Here is a 22,876-nt window from a genome sequence, read left to right as displayed (position 1 = left end):
TGTGTTGACATTGGCGAGTCCCGAAATCTTCTGGAAGGCTCGTTTGATGAAGAAGGTCATCGTTCACAAGCCAGGCCCGGTCAAGCTCACCGGCAGTGCCAGCGCCAAGCACCTTCCTTGATCGATCCCTGGGACCGGAGTCGCGCGGTTCCGGTCCGCATCGGCGAGGGAAGCCGGCCGCTGCGCCATCTGTGGGTCCAGGGGACCCGCTGGAACGGTGAGCGTGACCTGCCGCGCCCGTTGCGCGAGCCGATCGACGCGCACCGTTCCGCGGGGCCCTACACGGCGGCGGCGGCGCTGCTGGCCGTGCTGGTGCCCGGTGCCCGGCCAGAGTTGCTGGCCGCGCACGACATCGAGATCCGGGCCGCCGCGCCCGAACTGCGGGAGCTCGTCCGGGCCCGGCGGCGGAGCCTGGCCGACCGGGTGCCGGAGGCGGAGCGCATCCTGGTGCCCGCGCCGCGCCGTACGCTCCGGCTGGCCAACGGGATCGCCGAGTTCGTCCGCGACCGGCTGGCCGGGAGTGAGCCGGCCGCGCTGATCGTGGAGAACGTGCACGAGGCCGACCACACCGACCGGGAGCTGCTCGGTGTGCTGCTGCGCCGGATCGACCCGGCCATGCTGACGGTGGTGGTGTGCACGCCGGTGGCCGAGCCGCCGCTGGCCGCCGCGCTGCCCCTGCACGTGGAGGCGGTTCCCGGCGGTGGCGGGCCGGCCGCGCACGCCTGGCCGTCCGTCACTCCCGAGCTGGTCCGCCGGTACGTCGGCGAGGGCTTCCACCACGCGGCGGCCGAGGCCGGGCAGCGGGCCCTGGAGCGCGCCCAGGTGGACACCGAGGACTGGTGGGCGCTGGTCCACCGTACGGCGGGCGCGCTGGCCGCCACCGAGCGGGAGGACGCCGCCCGCGACCTGTTCGACCTGGCCAGGCGGGAGAGCACGGACCCGGTCAACCGGGCGACCGCCGCGTACGCCACCGCCATGCTGCTGACCCGCCACCACGACCCCGGACGCCGGGACGTGGAACAGGCGAGGGCCTGGATCAACGAGGCCGTCACGATCACCAGGCTGCTGCCCGACCGGCGGGTGCGCGCCTTCCACCTGGGCTTCGACCTGAACGGCAAGGCGCTGATCGAGACCAGGCTGGGCCGCCTGCGGCCGGCGCTGCGGCTGGTCGAGGAGGCGATCGAGCTGGCCGAGCGCGATCTGGAACCGGGCGAGCACGCGATCCACCGGCTGGTGCTGCGGGCCAACCGGGCGCAGCTGACCGTGCTGCTGGGCGATCCGGCGGCGGCCCTGGCCGACCTGGACGCGGTGATCGAGGCCGACCCGGGCTACCCGGACTACTACATCGACCGGGGCAACCTGCTCTACCGGCTGGGCCGCGCCGTGGACGCGATCGCCGACTACGAGACCGCGATGCGGGCCGGGCCGCCGTTCCCGGAGGCGTACTACAACCGGGCGGAGATCCGGTTCGCCGAAGGGGACCACGCGGGCGCGCTGGCCGACCTGGACTACGCGATCGAGCTGGATCCCGGCTTCGTCGACGCGTACGCCAACCGGGCCGGGCTGCTGGTGGCGCTCGGCGAGTACGACCGGGCCAGGTCGGACGCGCGGCTGGGGCTGGCGCTGAACCCGCGCAACGCGTACCTGCTGTGCGCGCTGGGGCAGGCGGAGGCGGCCACCGGCCGGTACGCGGAGGCCCGCAAGGCGTTCGACGCGGCGCTGTTCCACGATCCCGGCCTGGTGGCGGCCTGGGCCAGCCGGGGGGAACTGGCCTTCGAACTGGGCGACGCGTCCGGCGCGGTGGCCGATCTCAGCCGGGCCATCGAGCTGGGCGACGACGCGGCGCTGCGGTACAACCGCGCGGTGGCGCTGCGCGCGGTCGGGGAGGACGAGCGGGCCCACGCCGACCTGGTCAGGGCGGCCGAGCTGGATCCCGGCGACAAGGACGTGCGCGAGGCCCTCAGGACGCCAGGAACGCCCTGAACCCGGCCAGGTGCGGCTCGATGTCGATGCCCTTCTCCGCCAGCCACGCGTCGCTGCCGTAGGTTCCCCGGTAACGCTCGCCGCCGTCGCAGATCAGCGTCACCACGCTGCCGCGCTCCCCGGCCTCCCGCATCTCCCCGATGATCTGTACGGCCGCCGCCATGTTGGTCCCGGTGGATCCCCCCACGTCCCGGTGGGTGACCTCCCGGGTCCACCGCATGGCCGCGATGGACACGGCGTCCGGCACCTGCGTCATCCGGTCGATCACGGTCGGCAGGAAGGACGGCTCCACCCGGGGCCGGCCGATGCCCTCGATCCGGGAGCCGCCGGCGGTGCCGTCCTGGCCGGAGACCCAGGACGGGTAGAAGGCCGAGCCGTCGGGGTCGGCCACGCAGAGGCGGGTCTGGTGGCGGCGGTAGCGCAGGTAGCGGCCGATCGTCGCCGAGGTGCCGCCGGTGCCGGCGCCGACCACGATCCAGGCGGGCTCGGGGTGCCGCTCCAGGGCCAGCTGATCGAAGATCGACTCGGCGATGTTGTTGTTGCCGCGCCAGTCGGTGGCCCGCTCGGCGTAGGTGAACTGGTCCATGTAGTGGCCGCCGGTCTCGGCCGCCAGCCTGGTGGACTCTTCGTAGATCTTTCCGGGGTCGTCCACCAGGTGGCACTTGCCGCCGTAGAACTCGATGAGGTCGCGTTTCTCCGGGGAGGTGGAGGCCGGGATGACCGCGATGAACGGCAGGCCGAGCAGCCGGGCGAAGTACGCCTCGCTCACCGCGGTGGATCCGCTGGAGGCTTCGATGATCGTGGTGTGCGGGCCGATCCAGCCGTTGGCCAGGCCGTACAGGAAAAGGGAGCGGGCGAGGCGGTGTTTGAGTGAACCGGTGGGGTGGACCGACTCGTCTTTCAGGTAGAGGTCCACGCCCCAGTGCGCGGGGAGGGGGAAGACGTGCAGATGGGTGTCGCAGCTACGGTTGGAGTCCGCCTCCACGGCCCGGATGGCCTCGGCGGCCCAGGTGCGCGTCGCCGGATCGTGCCGGTCCATGTGCTTCATGCGGCTAACTGTAACGAGTGCCGTTCGCCACACTTTCTTCCGGATCGAGGCAAGAGTGTTATGATAATGAGACTTGTCCGCCAGGCGGGTGATCAAGCCTACAGGCTCCCGGTGCTCCCGACTGAACCCCTCTGGCCGGCTAACACCCCGCTTACGGGTCAGCTGCCACTATGACGATGACCACGACGGTGCGGCATATCCGCATGGGTCCGCTCCGGAGGGGTAACGGGGGAGAGAGTTCCAGGGGGGATGACATGATCTCGATGAGCGATGAGCAGCGTCAGGCCTGGTTCGAGCGCGACGTCGTGCCCGTGACCAGCCAGTTGTACGCCTCCGCCATGCGTCTCACCCGCAACCCCGCCGACGCGGAGGACCTCGTCCAGGAGACGGTCACCAAGGCGTTCACCTCCTACCACCAGTTCCGGGAGGGCACCAACCTGAAGGCGTGGCTGCACCGCATCCTCACCAACAACTTCATCAACGACTACCGCAAGAAGCAGCGCTCGCCCAAACTGTCGGCCGCCGAGGAGATCGAGGACTGGCAGCTGGCCGCCGCCGAGTCACACATGTCCACCGGGCTGAAGTCGGCCGAGACCGAGGCACTGGAGTCGCTGCCGGACAACGTCGTGATGAACGCGCTCCGCTCCCTGCCGGAGGACTTCCGGGTCGCCGTCTACCTGGCCGACGTGGAGGGCTTCGCGTACAAGGAGATCGCCGACCGGATGGGCACGCCGATCGGGACCGTCATGTCGCGGCTGCACCGGGGCCGGCGGCAGCTGCGCGGCATGCTGGAGGGGTACGCCCGGGAGGAGGGCGTCGTCCGCGAGTCGGAAAGCGTGGCCGCATGAAGAGAAAGGCCTGAGCGGAACCCCTAGAGCGTCATGTGCAGGCGGACGCAGGAGGTTCCGTCCACGGTCCTGACCTCCATGCGGTCGCAGAGCTGCCGGCTGATCCACAGGCCGTAGCCGCGCAACGACTCCGGCTCCGGCGGGATGTAGCCGGGGAAGGGCACCTCGATCCCGGGGTCCGGGTTGGTGATCTCGCAGACCAGCTCGCCGCCCGCCCGCCACATCGCCACCCGCCCGTGGCCCGCCCCGTGCTCGACCGCGTTGGCCGCGATCTCGGCCGCCGCCAGCACGAGCGAGGTGACCTCGTCCTCCGCCATCCCGGCCGACCGCGCCTGCTCCCGTACGAACGACCGCATCAGCCGGATCCCGGGCAGATCGAAGTCCAGCTCCCGCGCGTACGGCGGAGCGCCCTCGAACGGGGGCTGCCGCAAGTCCAGGCGCTCCGGCGGCACGTACGGCCCGCTCGGCTTGATCACGTCCCCGTCCAGGTACCAGGGATGGCTGCGGAACGTCTCCTCGGCGGGGTCGCGGTAGACGCACATCACCGTGCAGCGGATGCCGGCGAACGCCACGTTCACGACCGCCTCGATCCTGGCCCACTCGGCCGCGTCCGCGGGCGACTCCCAGACCGGCTCGGCGACGATCAGGGCGGGGCCCGGGCGGCGGGCGAACTCGTGGAAGGCGGCCATGGCGCGGGCCGGATGGCCGTACCAGTCCTGGCTGAGGTGGGTCTCGACCCGGGCGTCGTCGTCGCCGAGGGCGGTCCTGACCAGGTCGAGGTGCTCCCCGGGGCCGATCAGCAGGGTCCGCTCGTCGCGGCGCAGCCCGCCCAGCAGGCAGGGCAGGACCGATTTCAGGTACTCCTCGGGCGAGCCATACGCCACGGCGACGTGCGCGAACGGCTCGGAGACGAGGGGAGCCCGCTCGACCTGCACGGGCACGAACGTAACAAGCTCCAACGCTTTATGACAATGCACTATGACGCCGCAATAAGCGCGATTGCTCCCAATGCGCAACCAACGCCCGCAATTTGCATGGAACTCAAACGTTCTCCGAGCACGTAGCGGGCCAGCAATAAGGTGCTGGCCGGGTAGAGCGAGACCAGGACGGTCACCAGAATCAGCATGCCGCGCTGCGCAGCCAGCAGGAACAGCACATTGGCCGTCATGTCCAGCACGCCGGCCGCGATCGTCACCCGCAGCGACCCCGGCGTGGGGCGCATGCTCCGCCGCGTGGCCACCGCCAGGATCGCCACCAGCGCGATGGACGCGACGCGCGCGCCCACCAGCGGCCACAGCCCGGCGTCCGCGGGGGCCAGCTTGAGCAGGATGAAGAAGCCGCCGAAACCGGCTCCCGAGGCGAGCGCGTTCAGCACCGGGCCGAGCGTCAGCGCCCCGGACCCCCCCGGCTCCCTGCTCACCATCATGACCGCGACCAGGCCCAGCGCCACCCCGCCCATGGCCAGCAGGGACGGCCGTTCGCCCAGGACCAGCCCCGCCATGACCGGTACGGCCATCGCCGTGGTGGCCGTGATCGGCGCGACCACCGACATCTTGCCCGTCGCCAGGCCGCGGTAGAACAGCACGATGCCCAGGCCGCCGGCCACCCCGGAGGCCATGCCCCACAGCAGCGCCTCCGTGCTCGCGACCCCCGGCAGGAACGGCATCAGCGCCAGGACCAGCACCATCCCGCCGAGCTGGGAGCAGGCCACCACGGCCAGCACGCGCGAGCGCCGGGTCGCCAGCCCGCCGAAGAAATCGGCGGTGCCGAAGATGACCGCACACGCCGTCGCGAGCGCCACTGCCGTCACACTAACCCCCAGTAATGGTGAAGCGAATCCCCAATACCTTACAAAGGCCCCGAAACGTCGCTGACCGGCCCCGCAGGTACGCAGAAGTGGGATAACGCTGCGGAGTCACCGCGCGGAGTCCCATGATTACCCCATGAACATGCGAGGGGTTGCCCGATGCTGGGTACATCCCTCACTGTGCGCGTCGCAACGTCTGCTGGGGGTCGCCGGTGAGTGAGTCTCGGGCCGCCGTGGAGAAACTCCGTGCCGAACTGGCCAACGTCGGAGTGGACGACGCGTACGAGATCGGTGATGACGCTACGCTCTCCGTTTGGATCGGCCTTGTCGTGAGCTACCGTGACGGCTTCTTCCGCTGGCAGGAAGGCGCGGTGAAACGCCGCCACCTGGGTACGGATCCGGTTGGATGCGCCATCCGAGTGGCCCGGCGGTATGCCGAACTGCGGGCTGACGTGCCGCTCTGGTGGGAGGACTTGGCCAAGGTCTTACGGGGGGACGCGGCCGAAGACTATCCATAGTCCCCGCCTGCGTCGGGGGGATATATGCGGCTGGGACTCGTGTTGCTCGTGGCGGTTACCGGCTGTAGTACGACCATTACGAATGGGCCTGGCAAGCTGCCCGTCCTGTCCATTCCCGGGCTGCCGCCCCCCGCGCTCGATCCCCAGTCGCTGGCGCAGACGCTGACGGCGGCGCAGCCGTGGTGGCCCAAGCCCCGGTATCCGGTGGCGCCCCGGGCGCGGGGCATCGACTGCGCCAAGCTCAAGTGCGTCGCGCTCACCTTCGACGACGGCCCCGGCGACGAGACCGGAGAGGTGCTGGACACGCTGGCCGAGCACGGCGCCAAGGCCACCTTCTACGTGGTCGGCCGGATGGTGAACGACAAGAGCGCCGCGCTGCTCCAGCGCATGGTCGTCGAGGGCCACGAGCTGGGCAACCACTCGTGGGACCATCCGTCGCTGCCCTCGCTGTCGCCGGGCGCGCTCAAGGATCAGCTGGTCAGGACCCAGGAGGCGGTGGGCAGGTACACGGGGGTGCGGATGCGGACGATGCGCCCGCCGTACGGGGCGACCGACAAGGGGGTGGCGGCGATGACCCGGCGGTTCGGCATGTCGCAGATCCTGTGGGGGCTGGACACCCTGGACTGGCGGGACCGCGACGCCGACCTGGTGGCCAAACGCTGCCAGCGGGCCAGGCCGGGGGACATCATCCTGATGCACGACATCCACGAGTCCACCGTGAAGTCCGTGCCGATGCTGCTGGACATGCTGGACAAGAAGGGCTTCACCTACGTCACGGTCACCGAACTGCTCGGCGACACCACTCCCGGCCAGGAGTACTTCCACGCGCGCAAGGAGAAGGCCACCTAGCGGATACGGTGGGGGGATGGTGTTCAGCGGCATCCCCGACGAGGCGTTCATGTTCTACGAGGGCCTGGAGGCGGACAACTCCAAGTCCTACTGGAATGCCAACAAACACGTGTACGACACCATGGTCAAAACACCGATGACCGCCTTGCTGGACGAACTGGCGGAGGAGTTCGGCACGCCTCATCTGTTCCGTCCGTACCGCGACGTTCGTTTTTCCAGGGATAAATCCCCGTATAAGGACCATCAGGGTGGTTATATCCAAATTATCGATGGTGTGGGGTATTACCTGCAGATCGGTGCGGATGGGCTTTATGTGGCCGGCGGTTGGTGGGCGCAGGGGGAGATGACGAACCGTTTCCGGACGGCGGTGGACGACGACGACTCCGGCCCGGAACTGGAGAAGATCGTCGACGGCCTGCGCGCCGAGTTCACGATCTCCGGAGACCGCCTGAAGACCCGCCCCCGCGGCGTTTCCGAAGATCACCCCAGGTTGGACCTGCTCCGCCACAAGGCCCTCTACGCCGGTCGCCGGTACGAGCCGGAACCATGGATCCACACCCGCGAGACCCTGGACAGAGTCCGCGAGACCTGGCGCACATTGACCCCGTTGGTGGACTGGCTGCGGGTCCGATTGAGCTGACCCATCCGGTACGGCTCACGCGCCCCACCGCGCAAGCCGTACCCGCGCTGCGATTAGTTCAGAACGTACTGAAAGAGCACAGCGACGAGGGCGATGATCACCCAGGCGCAGAACAGCGCCGCGTAGAAACTTCCGCTCACGATTTTCATGGGAAGCCCCCTTCCTCTGCCGTCAGGGTGCGGCATCGGAATTGCAACTCGCTTGCGGGTCACTTGGGAGCCTTGCCGCCTTTGATCGCCTTAATGGCGCCGCACGCGATACGCGGTCCGGAATCGCCTGTTTTGAGAGTGTCGGAGTCCGGGCCGCCGGGGGCATAACGCGGCGGAATGTTGGCCTGGTTGTCGGCCAGGCCGTGCACGATGATGGCGCTGCCGTCCGCGTCGGTGAGCTGGCCCGCGCGGAACCGGTCGGTGAGGAACGAGGCGCTCCCGGTGCCGTTCCTGCCGACCAGCAGCGGCGGCAGGTCGCCGGAGTGCGAGGGGTGGCTGTGCCCGCCCGGGGCCAGGTCCAGGTGCCCGCCCGCGGAGAAGAAGGGCGAGACGGCCTTCGTCGCCGGGTCCACGGCCTTCGCGTCGCAGAGGCCGACGGAGTGGATGTGGAAGCCGTGGTAGCCCGCCGGCAGGTCGCGGACCCGGACCGTCACCCGCGATCGGGCCCGGTCCTTGGGCGCCACGACCAGCGTGCCGACGCGGATGCCGTTCACGTCCCTGATGGCGACCTGGAGCGGCTTGTCGTGCGGGGCCGCCTCCGCCATCGTGGCCACCCCGGCGACGGCCAGGCCGACCGCGATCGTGGCCGTCAGGCAGATGTTCGTGACGCGCTGGGTCATTGCTGTGCTCTCCTCCGTCAGCGGCTGGTGACTCCTCTGTCGCACAGGGTGACGTCCAGCGCGTCGCGGACACGGCGGAACCCCCGTTCAGGGGTTCCAACTTCTCGCGGGAGAAAAGCGGAACGCCCGCCCCAACCGGGACGGGCGTTCCCAAGTGCTCGCTAGTTGGCGCGCTTGGCGCGGGCCGCCGTACGGGCCCGGGTGGAGGCGTCCAGGACGACCTTCCGGATCCGGACCGACTCCGGCGTGATCTCCACGCACTCGTCGTCCCGGATGAACTCCAGCGCCTGCTCCAGAGACAGCTGGCGCGGCGGGATCAGGGTCTCGGTCACATCCGCCGTGGAGGAGCGCATGTTGGTGAGCTTCTTCTCCTTGGTGATGTTGACGTCCATGTCGTCGGAGCGGGAGTTCTCCCCGACGATCATGCCCTCGTACACCTCGGTGCCGGGGCCGACGAACAGGATGCCGCGCTCCTGGAGGTTCGTCATCGCGAACGCGGTGACCGGGCCGGAGCGGTCGGCCACCAGCGAGCCGTTGCCCCGCGTGCGCAGCTCGCCGAACCACGGCTCGTACGAGTCGAAGACGTGGTGCACCAGGCCGGTGCCCCGGGTCTCGGTCAGGAACTCGGTACGGAAGCCGATCAGGCCGCGGGCCGGGACCACGAACTCCATCCGGATCCAGCCGGTGCCGTGGTTGGTCATGTGCTCCATCCGGCCCTTGCGGACCGCGAGCAGCTGGGTGACGGCCCCCAGGTACTCCTCCGGGCAGTCCACGGTGAGGCGCTCGACGGGCTCGTGCCGCTTGCCGTCGATCTCCTTGGTGACCACCTGCGGCTTGCCCACGGTCAGCTCGTAGCCCTCCCGGCGCATCTGCTCGACCAGGATGGCCAGCGCCAGCTCGCCGCGGCCCTGCACCTCCCAGCTGTCCGGGCGGTCGGTCGGCAGGATGCGCAGCGACACGTTGCCGACCAGCTCCCGGTCCAGCCGGTCCTTGACCATGCGGGCGGTGACCTTGCCACCCTTGACCCGGCCGACCAGCGGCGAGGTGTTGGTGCCGATGGTCATCGAGATGGCTGGCTCGTCCACCGTGATGAGCGGCAGCGGGCGCGGGTCCTCCGGGTCGGCCAGGGTCTCGCCGATCATGATGTCGGGGATGCCGGCGATGGCGATGATGTCGCCGGGGCCCGCCTCCTCCGCCGGCTTGCGCTCCAGCGCGTCGGTCATCAGCAGCTCGGTGATCTTCACTCGCTGGATGCTGCCGTCGGTGCGGCACCACGCCACCTGCTGGCCCTTCTTGATGGTGCCCTGGTGCACCCGGCAGAGCGCGATCCTGCCCAGGTAGCTGGAGGCGTCCAGGTTGGTGACGTGCGCCTGCAGCGGCGCGGTCGGGTCGTACGTGGGCGCCGGGATGGTCTTGTAGATCGTCTCGAAGAGCGGTTCGAGGTTCTCGGAGTCGGGCATGCCGCCGTCGTCGGGGCGGTTCAGGGAGGCCCGGCCGGCCTTGGCCGACGCGTAGACGATCGGGAAGTCGATCTGCTCCTCGGTGGCGTCCAGGTCGATGAAGAGCTCGTAGACCTCGTCCACGACCTCCTTGATCCGGGCGTCCGGGCGGTCCACCTTGTTGATGCACAGGATGACCGGCATCTTCGCGGCGAAGGCCTTGCGCAGCACGAAGCGGGTCTGCGGCAGCGGGCCCTCGGAGGCGTCCACCAGCAGGACCACGCCGTCCACCATGGACAGGCCGCGCTCGACCTCGCCGCCGAAGTCGGCGTGGCCGGGGGTGTCGATGATGTTGAGGGTGTGGCCGCCGTGCTTGACGGCCGTGTTCTTCGCGAGAATGGTGATCCCCTTCTCGCGCTCCAGGTCGTTGGAGTCCATGACACGCTCGTCGACGTCCTGGTTGGCGCGGAACGCCCCGGACTGCCACAGCATGGCGTCCACCAGCGTGGTCTTGCCATGGTCGACGTGCGCGATGATCGCGATGTTCCGCAGGTCGTCGCGGCTGTTCAAAGGCATAGTGGAGTCTCGCTCTGGTAGGTCGGGGTGTCGTCCGCGTCCCGGACTTTGCGGCGAGACGCTCCTGCCGCGAGAGTGCGGCCTTACCATTTTAGTTGATCCAGATCGGCGGCATGCGCCCGGGAAACCCTGACCTCCTCACGAGCGTGTATATAACCGGCCATCCGTAACCTGGTGAGCGTGGTGATCGCTCCTGTCTACGGCGCCATGCTGCGCACCTCCGACGGCGTCAGAATCGACGCCGGACACTTTCCCGGGCCCTCCGGCGACCTCGGCATCGTGCTCGCGCACGGCTTCACCGGCTCCTGGCGGGCCCCCGCCACCCGCCGCATCGCCGCCGTCCTGGCCCGGTACGCCGGGGTGCTGGCCATCGACTTCCGCGGCCACGGGCGCTCCTCCGGCCTGTCCACCGTCGGCGACCTGGAGGTCCTGGACCTGGACGCGGCCGTACGGCACGCCCGCACCGCCTACCGGCGGGTGGTCACCGTGGGCTTCTCCATGGGCGCGGCGGTGGCCCTGCGGCACGCCGCCCTGCACGGCGGGGTGGACGCGGTGGTGGCGGTGAGCGGCCCGGCCCGCTGGTACTACCGGGGCACGAAACCGATGCGCCAGGTGCACTGGGCGATCGAGCATCCGGCCGGCCGGCTGGCGGCCCGGCTGGCCCGGCGCACCAGGATCGCCGTCGGCCGCTGGGACCCGATGCCGCTGGCTCCGTACGAGGTCGCGCCCATGATCGCGCCCGTTCCGCTGCTGCTGGTGCACGGCGACGCCGACACGTTCTTCCCGCTGGAACACGCCCACCAGCTGTACGAGGCCGCGGGCGACCCCAAGGAGCTCTGGATCGAGCCGGGTTACGGTCACGCGGAGTCGGCCGCTACGCCGGATCTGATCCGCCGAATTGGTCAGTGGACTTCGCGAACCAAACCGTAATCGCCGGCGTCTACACCAGGGGTGAGAAATTCCGCCCAGCGTCGCGGGGGCGCGCTGGGCGTCTTCCCGGGTCCGGTACGGCATGCCGTACCGGACCCGGGAGGAGCAACTAGCCGAGGCGCGCGATGCTCTTGTACTCCAGGTAGGCCGACAGGCCCTCGGGGCCGAGTTCGCGGCCGAGACCGCTGGCCTTGTACCCGCCGAAAGGCGTGCCGGGCTCCAGAGTGTTCATCATGTTGACGCCATAAGTTCCGGTACGGACCTGCCGGGCCACGTCCATGCCGTGGTCCACGTCGGCCGTCCAGACGCTGCCGGACAGGCCGTAGTCGCTGTCGTTGGCGATCCGGATGGCGTCGCCCTCGTCGTCGTACGGGATGACGGTGAGGACCGGGCCGAAGATCTCCTCGCGGGCGATGCGCATGTCGTTGGCGGCGTTGGCGAAGACGGTGGGGGAGACGTACCAGCCGCGGTCGAAGGGGCGGTCGAGGCCGCCGACGACGGCCTTGGCGCCCTCGTCCAGGCCGATCCTGATGTAGCCCTCGACCCGCTCCTGCTGGCGCTTGGCCACCATCGGGCCGATCGCGGTGCCGGGGTCGGCGGGGTCGCCGACCGTCTGGCCGTTGACCATCTCGGCCACGGCCTGCACGACCTCGTCGTAGCGGCTGCGGGAGGCCAGGATGCGGGTCTGGGCGACGCAGGCCTGGCCGCTGTTGAGCAGCGAGGCGATCGACAGGAAGCCCATCGCGGAGGGCAGGTCGCAGTCGTCCAGGATGATCGCGGCGGACTTGCCGCCCAGCTCCAGGCTGCATCGCTTGAGCTGCTCGCCGCAGATGGCGCCAATCCGGCGGCCGGCGGCGGTGGAGCCGGTGAAGGCGATCTTGTCCACGCCGGGGTGGGAGACCAGGTGCTCTCCGGCCTCCCGGCCGGCCGCGACGATGCTGACGACGCCGTCGGGGATACCGGCCTCCTTGATCATCTCGCCCAGCAGGTACCCGTCCAGCGGCGTCTCCGGCGCGGGCTTGATGACGACGGTGCAGCCGGCCACCAGCGCGGGGGCGAGCTTGGTCATGATGACGAACTGCGGGACGTTCCACGGCACGATGGCGGCCACCACGCCGACCGGCTCGCGGCGCACGGTGACCGGGCCAAACATGCCGGGGCGCTGGTCCTCGACCTCGAAGGTCCGGCCCAGCTCGGCGAAGTACTGGAGCATGCCCAGCGGCTGCGGCGCCTGCGCCAAGTGGGAGAACGTGATGGGCGAGCCCATCTCCAGCGTGATGATCTCGGCGATCTCGCCCTGCCGGGCGGCGTAGATGCCGGCCAGCCTGCTGACCACCTCGGCCCGTTCGGCCATGCTCATCCGGGGCCAGGGGCCGTGGTCGAAGGCCGCGCGGGCGGCGGCCACCGCGCGGTCCATGTCCGCCGGGGTGCCGTCCGGCACCCGGCCGACGACCTCCTCGGTGTGCGGGGAGATGACGTCGATGGTCCCGGTGCCCGCGGGGGCCACCCAGTCGCCCCCGATGAACAGCGTGTCGTGCTGGAGCATTGCTCTGCCTCCCGCGCCTGCATGAACGAGTGCTTGCTTGGACAAGTCTTCTCGCTCACATCGGCCACGACAACCCCCAGACCGAATCATGTTCTGCAGCACACTGGCAAGGGCGCTGTCCGGAGAGAGCTCCCAAAATGGTAGATACTTCGTCAAAGGCGCACGAGTTCCCCCGTTCCGGTGGCAGCCGTCAAGATCGTCTTCTATAGTTTCGGTCCGTCTGGGAGGGGAGGGACTGGTGCCACGACGGGCAGGAGCTGCGCTGGTCGCCGCCGGCCTGTTCGGCATGTTCGCGATCTCCTCCTCCCTGTCCCCGCTGACCGCCTCCGCCGCGGCCGAGCCCGACCGGCAGGCCAAGCTGCGCCAGCTCACCAAAGAGGCCGCCGAGCTGGCCAAGGCGTACCGGGGCGAGATCGCCACCCTGGACGACACCCGCAAGGCCGCCGAGCGGGCCGACGCGCGGGTCAAGCGGCTCAAGGCCGACCTGGTCAAGGCCGAGCGCAAGGTCGCGGAGTTCGCCCAGACCACCTACATGAGCGGCGGCATCGACAGCGTGCAGATCTTCAGCATGCAGTCCGACCTCGGCACCGCCTCCACGCTGGCCTACCTCACCGACGAGAAGGCCGAGCGGCTCACCCGCGTCAACCGGCTGATCGCCGAGCAGAAGAAGGCCGCCAAGACGGCCGACCAGCGGGTGGACCAGCTGCGCAAGGACATCAAGGAACTCCAGGGCAAACAGCGCGAGGTCGAGAAGCTGCTCGCCAAGTTCGGCTTCCAGACCCCGGACGCCGGCACCGGCCTCACCTCACGCATGGTCTCCATCCGCAACCTGATCATGCAGAACTTCCCTATGCCGTTCGGGGTCGGCTGCTTCCGGGCCGGCGACTTCGGCGAGCACGGCAAGGGCCGCGCCTGCGACTTCATGATCAGCAGCGGCGGGCGCATGCCGGACGCGAGCGCCAAGGCCCGCGGGGACGCGCTGGCCGAGTGGTGCGTGGCCAACGGCCGCAAGCTCGGCATCATGTACATCATCTGGCAGCAGAAGTACTACGACATCAGGACCGGCGCCGCGCCCAAGATGATGGCCAACCGGGGCAGCAACACGGCCAACCACTACGACCACGTGCACGTGTCAGTGCTCTGAGATCATTCTCTTGAGGATCATTCTCCTGAACCAGTGGTACGACGCCTTCGGCGTCCTGGCCTGGGTGGCGAAGTCCACGTGCACCAGGCCGAAGCGCTGGTGGTAGCCCTCGGCCCACTCGAAGTTGTCCAGCAGCGACCAGGCGAAGTAACCGCGCACGTCCACGCCCTCGTCCTGGGCCCGGCGCAGGGCGTCGAGGTGGCCGGCCAGGTAGTCGATCCGGAACCGGTCGTCGAGGCCGTCGTACGAGCAGCCGTTCTCGGTGATGTAGATCGGCGGCAGGCCGGGGTAGCGGGCGCGCAGGCCGGTCAGGAGCTCGCGCAGGCCGTCGGGGACGACCGGCCAGCCGAAGGCGGTGGTGGGGTAGCCGGTGACGCCGGCGTCGTCGAACGGCAGGAGGTCGGTGCTGGGGGCGGCGATCCGGGTGGGGTTGTAGTAGTTGATCCCTAGCCCGTCGAGGGGCTGCGCGATCGTTTCGAGGTCTCCGGGGCGTACGCCGGGCATCTCGCCGATGCCGAAGGCCGACATGTCGGGATATTTGCCGGTAAGGATGGGGTCGTTGAAGAGCCGGTTGTGCAGGATGTCGTACGCGTCGGCGGCGGCCGTGTCCTCGGGGGAGTCCGACGCGGCCCACACCGGGGTGCAGTTGTTGGTGATCAGCACCTGCCCGGCCCCGGCCGCCCGCAGCGCCTGGACCGCCAGGCCGTGCCCCAGCAGCTGATGATGGGCCACCGGCAGGGCCTCCAGGAACAGGGTCCTCCCGGGGGCGTGGGTGCCCAGGCCGTACCCGTACACCATGTGCACGAAGGGCTCGTTGAGGGTGATCCACAGCTTGACCCGGTCGGCCAGCCGCTCCGCCACGATTCCCGCGTATTCCGCGAAATATCCGGAGGTGTCGCGGTTCAGCCAGCCGCCCTCGTCCTCCAGGGCCTGCGGCAGATCCCAGTGGAACAGCGTCAGCGCCGGGGCGATCCCCTTCGCACAGAGCCCGTCCACCAGCCGGTCGTAGAAGTCCAGCCCCCTGCCGTTCACCGCCCCCCGCCCGGCCGGCAGCACCCGCGACCACGCCACCGAGAACCGGTACGCGTTGACCCCCGCCGCCGCCATCAGTTCGACGTCCTCGGCCCACCGGTGATAGTGGTCGCAGGCCACGTCGCCCGTGTGCCCGTCCCGCACCCTGCCCGGCTCGTGCGCGAAGGTGTCCCAGACGGAGGGTCCGCGCCCGTCCTCGGCGACCGCGCCTTCGATCTGGTAGGCGGCGGTGGCCGTACCCCAGAGGAACATCGATCCTCCTCAACGTGAGTGCAACTCATGTTAACGCGACAGCAATCGACAAGGTAGAGAATGGGCCAATGACAAACGCCGCCGCCGGGACGCTGCGTCGTCGTCCGGCCCAGCGCCGCAGCCTGGAACGGGTCGAGCGCATGCTCGACGAGTGCGCCCAGCTCCTGGACGAGGTGGGATACGAGGCGCTCACGACCAAGGAGGTCGCCCGTCGCGCCGAGGTGCCCATCGGCACCTTCTACCAGTTCTTCCCCGACAAGCAGGGACTGGTCCGCGCGCTCGCCCTGCGCAACCTGGACGCGTTCCTCGGCCGGATGGCGACCCGGCTGAGCGCCAGCCGGCTGGGCGACTGGACCGACGCCGTCGACCTGACCATCGACGAGTTCGTCCGGATGAAGCGGAACACGCCCGGGTTCTCCGTGGTCGACTTCGGCGAGGTGCTGGCCGCCCCCGGCGGGCCGGTGGTCCCCGGTACCCAGCGCATGCTGGACGCGGCCCTGGAGAACAACGTCGTGGTCGCCGACCGGCTGCGCACCCTCATGGTCGACCTGCTCGGCGCGCCCGGAGACGACGCGCTCGCCCGCGCCTTCGTGGTGGCCGTGGAGGCCGCCGACGCGGTGCTCAAGCTCGCCTTCCGAGCACACCCCGAAGGAGACTCCGAACTGATCGCGGAGTGTAAGCGGCTGGTCCGCCGCTACCTTTCCGCGCATCTCGCCGAGTAGCGTGCCAGGGCTGGGTGCTGTACTCGTCCAGGACCCAGAGCGGAAGCAGCGCGGGGGTGCTGAACCAGCCGGCGTTGATCTGCGGGTGACCGCGGTGATTCGTCATGCGCCGACTGTGCGAGCTGGAGCGCGCTCCAGGGCAAGCCCGGATATCCGGCGGATGAGGGCGTCTTGACCTGGAGCGTACTCCAGGTGCCAGGATCGGCCCATGGCCGTATTCACACCAGGGCAGGTTTCCGAGGAGACCGGCTTCAGCCTGGACACCCTCCGGTACTACGAGCGCATCGGGCTGCTCGGCAACGTCGGGCGCAACGCCGCCGGGCAGCGCCGGTTCACCGACGGTGACGTCGGCTGGCTGAACATGATCCGCTGCCTGCGCGACACCGGCATGCCGATCGCCGAGATGCTCCGCTTCGCGGAACTCGTCCGCCAGGGCGACCACACCATCCGGGACCGCATCGAACTCCTCGAATCCCACGACGAGGGCGTCGAACGGCAGATCGCCACCCTGCGGCGGCGGCAGGGCGCCATCCAGAACAAGATCCAGTACTACAAGGACGTGATGGCGATCCCGCAGGGCGTCTGACCGGCCTTTGCCGCCACCGGGGACGTGCTTTCCGCGCCGTCTGTTACACCAGAGAAGTGGCAGGTCCGCGCGCCCGGCGCATGAACATCCCGCTGCGGCGGGTCGCCGCCGTGAGCGGAGTGATGCTGTTCGCCCTGCTCGCCAACGCCAGCTACGTGCAGGTCTTCCGGTCGGGCGCGCTCAACGCCGACCGGCGCAACCAGCGTGTCATGCTCGCCAAGTTCGACACCTCCCGCGGCGACCTGCGACTGCGCGACGGCACCGTGCTCGCCACCAGCAGGGAGGTCCGCGGCCGGTACCGGTACCAGCGCGTCTACCCGCAGGGCCCGCTGTACGCGGCGGTCACCGGCTTCGTCTCGCTCTACCGCAACACCGGCGTCGAGCAGGCCGAGGACGCGACCCTGTCCGGCAGCGATCCGCGGGTCATGGTCCGCACCCTGCTCAAGGACACCGCGAGGGGCGCCACGGTGACGCTGACCCTCGACTCCCGGGCCCAGCGCGCCGCGTACGAGGGACTGAGCGCCACCGGCAGAAGCGGCGCGGTCGTCGCCGTCGACCCGGCCACGGGCGCCATCCTGGCGATGGTCTCCTACCCGGCGTACGACCCGAACGACTTCGCCACCTTCGACCAGGCCCGGCTCCGGCGCGTCGACAAGGAGCTGCAGGCCGACCCGGCCAGGCCGCTGCTCAACCGGGCGACCAGCCAGCACTACCCGCCGGGGTCCACGTTCAAGGTGATCACCGCCGCGGCGGCGCTCGGCTCGGGAAAGTACAGCCCGGTCACCGAGATCACCGCGCCGCCGCAGCTGCGGCTGCCCGGCACCACCGTGCTGCTGCGCAACCCGGGCGGCCAGGACTGCGGCAACGGATCGCCGCCGCTGGCCGAGGCGTTCCAGATGTCGTGCAACACCGCGTTCGCCACGCTCGGCCTCCTGCTCGGCCAGGACGCGCTGCGTCGCCAGGCCGCCGCCTTCGGGTTCGACGACGACGAACTCACCGTGCCGCTCCCGGTGGCGGCCAGCCGGTATCCGCAGCGCATGGACCGGGCGCAGACCGCGATGTCGGCCATCGGCCAGTTCGACGACCGGGCGACGCCGTTGGAGATCGCGCTCATCTCGGCCGCGGTCGCCAACGACGGCGTGCTGATGCGGCCGTACCTGGTGGACGAGATCCGGCTGACGGACGGCACGATGGTGAGCCTGACCGGTCCCGAGGAGTACCGGGAGAGCATGCCGGGACGGGTGGCTCGGCAGATCACCGAGATGATGGTCGCGGTGACCCGGCCGGGCGGGACCGGCACGGCCGCCGCCATCCCCGGCATCGACGTCGCGGCCAAGACCGGCACCGCCGAGAACGACGGGCCCGACCACGCGGTCTTCACCGCCTTCGCGCCCGCCACCCGGCCCAGGGTGGCGGTCGGCGTGGTGGTCGAGCACGGCGGCCCCGGCGGCGAGGTGGCCGCGCCCATCGCCAAGGCGGTCATCGAGGCCCTGCTCTAAGCCTGCTTCGGTTCCATGCTGTACGCGCGTGCCTGCAGGTTGTACAGATCCGCGTAGATGCCGTCGGCCCGGATGAGCTCGTCGTGGGTGCCCTGCTCGACCACCTCGCCGTGGTCCAGCACGTAGATCCGGTCGGCGTGGCGCACGCTGGCCAGCCGGTGCGTGATCAGCAGCACCGTGCGGCCGTCGGAGTGCTGCCTGACCCGCTCGAAGAGGGCGTGCTCGGCCCGCGCGTCCAGGGCCGCCGTCGGCTCGTCGCAGATCAGCAGGGGCGCGTCCCGGTAGAAGCCGCGGGCCACCGCGATGCGCTGCCACTGCCCGCCGGACAGCTCCTGGCCGTCGTTGAACCGCCGGTCCAGCAGCGTCTGGTACCCCTTCGGCAGCTCGGCGATCACCTCGTCTGCCCCGGCCACCCCGGCCGCCCGGATCACCGCGTCGTCGCCCTTCTCCAGGCCCATGGTGATGTTGTGGCGGGCGGTCAGCGGCCACCGGGTGTGGTCCTGGGCGATCACCGCGATGTTGCCCCGGAGCAGGTGCGCCTCCACCCCGGCCAGGTCGGTGCCGTCCCAGAGCACCCGGCCGCCCGCCGGCGTGTAGAGGCCCGCGAGGATCTTGGACAGGGTGGTCTTGCCGGAGCCGTTCTCGCCGACCAGCGCGATCACCTCACCCCGGTCGATGTGGATGGAGACCCCGGCCAGCGCCGGGGTGTCCTTGCCCGGGTAGGAGAAGGTGACGTTCTCCACGGTGATGCGGGAGAAACCGGCCGGAGGGCGCGCCTTCGCCGCCGCGGGCGGCGACTCGTTGGTGACGCAGAAGTCCACGAAGTCGGTGAAGTAGAGGCCGTTCTCGTACAGCCGGTTGACCGCGTAGAGCAGGTTGGCCAGGGAGCTCTGGCCGGAGCGCACGGCCAGCACCGCCGTGCCCGCCACCGCGAGCGGCACGGCGCCGGTGGCCAGCAGCAGGCCGAGCGCGACGTAGACCAGCGCCGCGCCGAGGCCGCCGAGGGCCTCGCCCACCAGCCGGGCGAAGGTCTCCCTGCGGGCCAGCTTGACCATGACGTCCTGCTCGGTCCTGGCCACCAGGTCGTACACACGCAGCAGGAAGGAGCGCATGGTGAACGAGCGCACCTCGGCGGCGGTCTCCCGCTCGGCCAGCAGCTCACTGATGATCCACTTGCGCCGGTAGGTGGGCAGCAGGGACAGCATCGTGCCGTAGCGCATCTTGGCCGCGCGCACGGTGGCCCACGCGTCCGGCAGGACCGCGATCGCCAGCAGCGGCAGCAGGACCGGGTGCAGCACGCCGAGCACGCCGCCGGCCGCGATCAGGCTGATCCCGGCGGTCAGCACGTCGATGGCGGAGCTGACCACGGAGTCGGCCGAGTTCACGCCCCGGGACCTGGCCCGCTGGAGCGCGTCGTGGAAGTCGGGGTCGTCGAATCGGACCAGGTCGACCTTGCTGGTCAGACCATACAGACGTTCCTCGGCGATGCGGGTGACCTGGGGTTCCAGGCGGGCCTGGGCCCAGCCCGCGCCCGCCTGGAGCAGGGTGCGGAGGATGGCCGCCGCGCCCACCAGGATCAGGCTGGGCAGCGCGGCCCGCACCCGGTCGGGGGTGGGGCCGGCCGCGAACAGGGCCTCCAGCACGCCGGTGGTGGCCAGCAGGCCGAACGCGGTGAACACGCCGGCCAGCAGGTTGAGCACCACGGTGGCGAGCGTGTCGCGGGGGCTGGCCCGCCAGGCCATCCGGACGGCCTGCGCGATCAGGGCGGGCAGCCGCCTGGCGATGGTCACGAAGCCGACGCCGCTCATCGTGTCGTCGTGGGCGTGCCAGTTGTGGGTGGTCATGTCGGAGAAGTCGGGCAGATCGTCGATCCTGCCCTCGTCCGGTTCGGCTGCCGGGACGGTGTCCCGTTCCCGGCTTTCGTCGTCCCTTTTCTGGCTCTCGTCCAGGGGAGTGGCCGCCATGCCGTCAGTGTGTCTCCCGCCACCGACAATTCGCCATCGCTTTCCTGGGCATCCCCTCTGGCGGTCCGGGAATGAAACTCGGTTGCGTCTGGGCAGCTTCCCGTAGTTGGTGTAACACTTCCTGTGACCGATGCCGCCGGCGACCCCCGAGGGCCGATGACTCAGACGTCGAACTCGCCGCACTCGATGACGCATCCGACGACGTACCCGACGACGCTTTCGATCACGCAGGCGGGGAACCTCCCGCTGGAGCCGAACGCCTTCGTGGGCCGCGAGCCCGACGTGGCGGAGCTCGTACAGCTGATCATGGCCACCCGGGTGGTCACCCTGTGCGGGATGGGCGGGATCGGCAAGAGCAGGCTGGCCCTGCGGGTCGCGGCCGAACTGGCCGGCGACCTGCCGGACGGGGCCTGGCTGGTCGAGTTCCCCGAGGGCACGCCACCGGACGAGGTGGTCCGCAGGACCGCCGGGATCCTCCAGGTGGAGGGCGAGCAGCACCGGTCGCTGCGGGACACCGTGGCCGAGGTGCTGGCCGGGCGGACGATGCTGCTCCTGCTGGACAACTGCGAGACCGTGGTCGAGGAGTGCGCCCGGCTCGTACGGCGGCTGACCGAGGCCTGCCCCGAGGTCCGCGTGCTGGCCACCAGCCGGGAGCCGCTGCGGGTGCCCGGCGAGACGGTCTGGCGGGTGCCGCCGCTGACGCTGCCCGAGTCCGCAGGACCGGCCGAGGTGCGCGAGTCCGAGGCCGGCCGGCTCTTCCTGGCCCGGGCCGCGGCCGCCGCGCCCGGCTTTGCGCTGACCGAGGACAACGCCGAGGTGGTGGCCCGGCTCTGCCGCGACCTGGACGGCCTGCCGCTGGCGCTGGAACTCGCCGCCGGGATGACCCGGGTGCTGTCGGTGCCGCAGATCGTCGCCCGCCTCGGCGACCGCTTCCACCTGCTGGCGGCCTGGGACCGGACCGCGCCGCCGCGCCAGCGCACCCTGCGGGCCACGGTGGACTGGAGCTACCGGCTGCTGTCGGAGCCGCAGCGGCTGCTGTTGCGCCGCGCCACGGCGTTCCGGGCCGGCTGGACCCTCGACATGGCCGAGCGGGTCTGCCCGGGGGACGGCCTGAGCCCCGGCGACGTGCTCGTCCAGCTGACCGCCCTGGTGGACAAGTCGCTGGTGGTGGTGGACGGGGAACTGGCCGGGGAGGCCCGCTACCGGCTCCTCGACACCATCCGGCAGTACGCCGCCGAGCAACTCCACGGCTCCGGCGAGGAGCAGGGCGTACGCCGCCGGCACCGGGACTACTTCTGCCACCTCGGCGCGGACTGGGAGACCGCGACCCTGGGCGTGCCCTGGCCGGACCTGAAACGCCGGGTGGAGCGGCTGGAGCGGCTGCAGGGCGATCTGCGCGCCGCGGTCGAATGGTCGATCGCCGTACGCGACCCGGAACCGATGCTCCAGTGCCTGGTCGAGCTGCGCTGGGCGCTGATCGGCGCGGGCCGCCACCAGGCCGAGATGATCGGCTGGCTGGACCGGCTGCTGGAGCTGGCCGCTCCCACGCTGTCCCCGGCTCTGCGCGGCCGGGCGCACATCCTCGTCGCCAACCTGGCGGTCAACTCCGGCGACCTGGCGACCGCCGGTCCGCGGGCGTCGCGTGGGGTCGAGCTGTGCCGGGCGGGCGGTCACCGCGGCGGTGAGGCGCTGGGCCTCATGGTGCTGGCGGTCACCGACCAGGACGACCCGGCCGACGCGCCGGAGAAACGGCTCGACCGGGCCGTCACCATCGGCGTGGAGATCGGCGAACGCCTGCTGGAGGCGGAGGCGCACGGCTTCCGCGCCTTCCTGGCGCTCGGCCAGAACAGGATCAGGGAGGCCCAGCGGGCCAGCGAGCGCGTGGTCGAGCTCACCACCGAGCTGGACAACCACCTGGGCATGGTGATCGGGCTCACCGGCCTGGCCCAGGCGGCGCGCAAACGCGGCGACCTGGCCGCCGCCCGCCGGCACTTCACCCGCGCCATGGAGCTGCTGCGCGGCTTCGACGCCCGGCAGTCGCTGATCAGCTGCCTGGCGGGGCTGGGCACGGTCGCGCTGGAGAGCGGGGACCTGCCGGAGGCCCGGCGCCGCTTCGACGAGGCGCTGCGGCTCGGGCGGGACGCCGGGCTGCGGATGGAGACCGCCCGGCGGATCGCGTCGTTCGCGCAGCTGGCGGCGCGGGAGGGCGACCTGCGGCACGCGGTGGTGCTGGCCGCGGCGGCCGTGGCCCAGCGCCCGTCCGCCGGGTCCCGGCTGGAGAGCGTGCTGGCCCCCGCCAGGGAGGCGCTCGGCGAGGCCACCGTGGCCGCCCTCTGGGCCGAGGGCCTGGCGCTCCCCATCGACGAGGCGGTCACGCTGGCCCTCCAGGAGTGTGTACGGCCGCCGCAGCCGGTGGTCCAGCCCGCCGCGCTCACCCCGCAGAGCACGCTCACCGCCCGCGAACAGGAGATCGCCGGCCTGATCGCCCGCGGCCTCAGCAACCGCGCCATCGCCGACGAACTGGTGATCAGCCAGGCCACCGTGGCCCGTCATGTCGCCAACATCCTGGCCAAACTCGGCTTCGCCTCCCGTACGCAGGTGGCCGCGTGGATCGTCGGGAGCGATGCCGTCCACACCGCGTCCGAAACACCGGATGTGTAGGCG

The 22,876-nt window shown here is 70.6% G+C and carries 19 protein-coding genes; 11 read left to right on the top strand and 8 right to left on the bottom strand.

Features of this window, described 5'->3' with window-relative positions; all coding sequences use genetic code 11:
* The first annotated feature begins 117 nt into the window (after window positions 1–117).
* Window positions 118–1,983, top strand: coding sequence for a tetratricopeptide repeat protein (locus tag Aph01nite_RS26260; protein WP_239161993.1), 1,866 nt, complete (start codon window positions 118–120; stop codon window positions 1,981–1,983).
* Here the strand turns inward: Aph01nite_RS26260 and Aph01nite_RS26255 are convergent.
* Window positions 1,961–3,022, bottom strand: a complete 1,062-nt coding sequence (locus Aph01nite_RS26255; RefSeq protein ID WP_204043698.1) for a PLP-dependent cysteine synthase family protein — start codon at window positions 3,020–3,022, stop codon at window positions 1,961–1,963. The genes Aph01nite_RS26260 and Aph01nite_RS26255 overlap by 23 nt on opposite strands.
* Window positions 3,023–3,285: 263 nt before the next feature.
* Here Aph01nite_RS26255 and Aph01nite_RS26250 point away from each other — a divergent pair, with 263 nt between their 5' ends.
* On the top strand, window positions 3,286–3,879 hold the full coding sequence (locus tag Aph01nite_RS26250) for a sigma-70 family RNA polymerase sigma factor (RefSeq protein WP_204043659.1): 594 nt from the start codon (window positions 3,286–3,288) through the stop codon (window positions 3,877–3,879).
* A gap of 23 nt (window positions 3,880–3,902) precedes the next feature.
* On the opposite strand, the gene Aph01nite_RS26245 is transcribed toward Aph01nite_RS26250, so the two are convergent.
* Window positions 3,903–4,838 (bottom strand): anti-sigma factor RsbA family regulatory protein, encoded by a 936-nt coding sequence (locus tag Aph01nite_RS26245; RefSeq protein ID WP_204043658.1) that lies wholly within the window; start codon window positions 4,836–4,838, stop codon window positions 3,903–3,905.
* Between the two features lie 17 nt (window positions 4,839–4,855).
* On the bottom strand, window positions 4,856–5,680 hold the full coding sequence (locus tag Aph01nite_RS26240) for a DMT family transporter (protein ID WP_239161991.1): 825 nt from the start codon (window positions 5,678–5,680) through the stop codon (window positions 4,856–4,858).
* Between the two features lie 218 nt (window positions 5,681–5,898).
* Between Aph01nite_RS26240 and Aph01nite_RS26235 the strand changes: the two genes are divergently transcribed.
* From Aph01nite_RS26235 to Aph01nite_RS26225, 3 genes are read left to right on the top strand one after another with little or no spacing between them, the layout of a single operon-like run.
* A complete protein-coding gene (locus Aph01nite_RS26235; RefSeq protein WP_204043656.1) occupies window positions 5,899–6,204 on the top strand; it encodes a hypothetical protein in 306 nt (101 codons plus the stop codon).
* 24 nt (window positions 6,205–6,228) lie between these two features.
* Window positions 6,229–7,053 (top strand): polysaccharide deacetylase family protein, encoded by an 825-nt coding sequence (locus tag Aph01nite_RS26230; protein WP_204043655.1) that lies wholly within the window; start codon window positions 6,229–6,231, stop codon window positions 7,051–7,053.
* 16 nt (window positions 7,054–7,069) lie between these two features.
* Window positions 7,070–7,693 carry a DUF2461 domain-containing protein gene (locus Aph01nite_RS26225; RefSeq protein ID WP_204043654.1) on the top strand — a complete coding sequence of 208 codons (624 nt, stop codon included), beginning with the start codon at window positions 7,070–7,072 and terminating at the stop codon, window positions 7,691–7,693.
* Window positions 7,694–7,901: 208 nt separating this feature from the next.
* Here the strand turns inward: Aph01nite_RS26225 and Aph01nite_RS26220 are convergent, their stop codons facing one another.
* Window positions 7,902–8,522: a superoxide dismutase family protein gene (locus tag Aph01nite_RS26220; protein ID WP_204043653.1), complete on the bottom strand. Its 621-nt coding sequence runs from the start codon at window positions 8,520–8,522 to the stop codon at window positions 7,902–7,904.
* Window positions 8,523–8,683: 161 nt separating this feature from the next.
* Window positions 8,684–10,537, bottom strand: a complete 1,854-nt coding sequence (typA, locus tag Aph01nite_RS26215; RefSeq protein ID WP_204043652.1) for a translational GTPase TypA — start codon at window positions 10,535–10,537, stop codon at window positions 8,684–8,686.
* A 207-nt stretch (window positions 10,538–10,744) separates the two neighbouring features.
* On the opposite strand from typA, the gene Aph01nite_RS26210 reads away from it, so the two are divergent.
* The gene (locus Aph01nite_RS26210; protein ID WP_204043697.1) at window positions 10,745–11,467 is read left to right on the top strand and encodes an alpha/beta hydrolase; all 723 of its coding nucleotides are present in this window, start codon (window positions 10,745–10,747) and stop codon (window positions 11,465–11,467) included.
* A gap of 109 nt (window positions 11,468–11,576) precedes the next feature.
* Here Aph01nite_RS26210 and Aph01nite_RS26205 read toward each other — a convergent pair whose 3' ends face one another.
* Window positions 11,577–13,013 (bottom strand): aldehyde dehydrogenase, encoded by a 1,437-nt coding sequence (locus tag Aph01nite_RS26205; RefSeq protein ID WP_204043651.1) that lies wholly within the window; start codon window positions 13,011–13,013, stop codon window positions 11,577–11,579.
* Between the two features lie 238 nt (window positions 13,014–13,251).
* Between Aph01nite_RS26205 and Aph01nite_RS26200 the strand changes: the two genes are divergently transcribed.
* Complete coding sequence (locus Aph01nite_RS26200; RefSeq protein WP_204043650.1) at window positions 13,252–14,157, top strand: coiled-coil domain-containing protein; 906 nt, start codon at window positions 13,252–13,254, stop codon at window positions 14,155–14,157.
* Here Aph01nite_RS26200 and Aph01nite_RS26195 read toward each other — a convergent pair.
* The gene (locus Aph01nite_RS26195) at window positions 14,146–15,441 is read right to left on the bottom strand and encodes a GH1 family beta-glucosidase (RefSeq protein ID WP_204043649.1); all 1,296 of its coding nucleotides are present in this window, start codon (window positions 15,439–15,441) and stop codon (window positions 14,146–14,148) included. The two genes, Aph01nite_RS26200 and Aph01nite_RS26195, sit on opposite strands and share 12 nt — an antisense overlap.
* 68 nt (window positions 15,442–15,509) lie before the next feature.
* Between Aph01nite_RS26195 and Aph01nite_RS26190 the strand changes: the two genes are divergently transcribed.
* The 3 genes from Aph01nite_RS26190 (at window position 15,510) to Aph01nite_RS26180 (ending at window position 18,248) form a co-directional block, all read left to right on the top strand.
* A complete protein-coding gene (locus Aph01nite_RS26190; protein ID WP_204043648.1) occupies window positions 15,510–16,163 on the top strand; it encodes a TetR/AcrR family transcriptional regulator in 654 nt (217 codons plus the stop codon).
* A 208-nt stretch (window positions 16,164–16,371) separates the two neighbouring features.
* The gene (locus tag Aph01nite_RS26185) at window positions 16,372–16,749 is read left to right on the top strand and encodes a MerR family transcriptional regulator (protein WP_204043647.1); all 378 of its coding nucleotides are present in this window, start codon (window positions 16,372–16,374) and stop codon (window positions 16,747–16,749) included.
* Between the two features lie 56 nt (window positions 16,750–16,805).
* Entirely contained in the window at window positions 16,806–18,248 is a 1,443-nt protein-coding gene (locus Aph01nite_RS26180) for a peptidoglycan D,D-transpeptidase FtsI family protein (RefSeq protein ID WP_204043646.1), read from the top strand.
* Here the strand turns inward: Aph01nite_RS26180 and Aph01nite_RS26175 are convergent.
* Window positions 18,245–20,212 carry an ABC transporter ATP-binding protein gene (locus Aph01nite_RS26175; protein ID WP_239161990.1) on the bottom strand — a complete coding sequence of 656 codons (1,968 nt, stop codon included), beginning with the start codon at window positions 20,210–20,212 and terminating at the stop codon, window positions 18,245–18,247. The two genes, Aph01nite_RS26180 and Aph01nite_RS26175, sit on opposite strands and share 4 nt — an antisense overlap.
* A 156-nt stretch (window positions 20,213–20,368) precedes the next feature.
* Between Aph01nite_RS26175 and Aph01nite_RS26170 the strand changes: the two genes are divergently transcribed.
* The gene (locus Aph01nite_RS26170) at window positions 20,369–22,873 is read left to right on the top strand and encodes an ATP-binding protein (protein WP_239161989.1); all 2,505 of its coding nucleotides are present in this window, start codon (window positions 20,369–20,371) and stop codon (window positions 22,871–22,873) included.
* Window positions 22,874–22,876: the final 3 nt, after the last annotated feature.

Origin of the sequence: Acrocarpospora phusangensis (genome assembly GCF_016862995.1) — a bacterium.
Taxonomy (GTDB): Bacteria; Actinomycetota; Actinomycetes; order Streptosporangiales; family Streptosporangiaceae; genus Acrocarpospora; species Acrocarpospora phusangensis.
The sequence above is the reverse complement of the archived record's forward strand: the minus strand, read 5'-3'. Positions and strand labels throughout refer to the sequence as shown.

Coding starts and splice junctions, on each gene's coding strand:
- Aph01nite_RS26255 (WP_204043698.1), bottom strand. CDS start 3,022: ATGGACCGGCACGATCCGGCGACGCGCACCTGGGCCGCCGAGGCCATC.
- Aph01nite_RS26250 (WP_204043659.1), top strand. CDS start 3,286: ATGATCTCGATGAGCGATGAGCAGCGTCAGGCCTGGTTCGAGCGCGAC.
- Aph01nite_RS26230 (WP_204043655.1), top strand. CDS start 6,229: ATGCGGCTGGGACTCGTGTTGCTCGTGGCGGTTACCGGCTGTAGTACG.
- Aph01nite_RS26225 (WP_204043654.1), top strand. CDS start 7,070: ATGGTGTTCAGCGGCATCCCCGACGAGGCGTTCATGTTCTACGAGGGC.
- Aph01nite_RS26220 (WP_204043653.1), bottom strand. CDS start 8,522: ATGACCCAGCGCGTCACGAACATCTGCCTGACGGCCACGATCGCGGTC.
- typA (WP_204043652.1), bottom strand. CDS start 10,537: ATGCCTTTGAACAGCCGCGACGACCTGCGGAACATCGCGATCATCGCG.
- Aph01nite_RS26210 (WP_204043697.1), top strand. CDS start 10,745: ATGCTGCGCACCTCCGACGGCGTCAGAATCGACGCCGGACACTTTCCC.
- Aph01nite_RS26205 (WP_204043651.1), bottom strand. CDS start 13,013: ATGCTCCAGCACGACACGCTGTTCATCGGGGGCGACTGGGTGGCCCCC.
- Aph01nite_RS26195 (WP_204043649.1), bottom strand. CDS start 15,441: ATGTTCCTCTGGGGTACGGCCACCGCCGCCTACCAGATCGAAGGCGCG.
- Aph01nite_RS26190 (WP_204043648.1), top strand. CDS start 15,510: ATGACAAACGCCGCCGCCGGGACGCTGCGTCGTCGTCCGGCCCAGCGC.
- Aph01nite_RS26185 (WP_204043647.1), top strand. CDS start 16,372: ATGGCCGTATTCACACCAGGGCAGGTTTCCGAGGAGACCGGCTTCAGC.
- Aph01nite_RS26175 (WP_239161990.1), bottom strand. CDS start 20,212: ATGGCGGCCACTCCCCTGGACGAGAGCCAGAAAAGGGACGACGAAAGC.
- Aph01nite_RS26170 (WP_239161989.1), top strand. CDS start 20,369: ATGACTCAGACGTCGAACTCGCCGCACTCGATGACGCATCCGACGACG.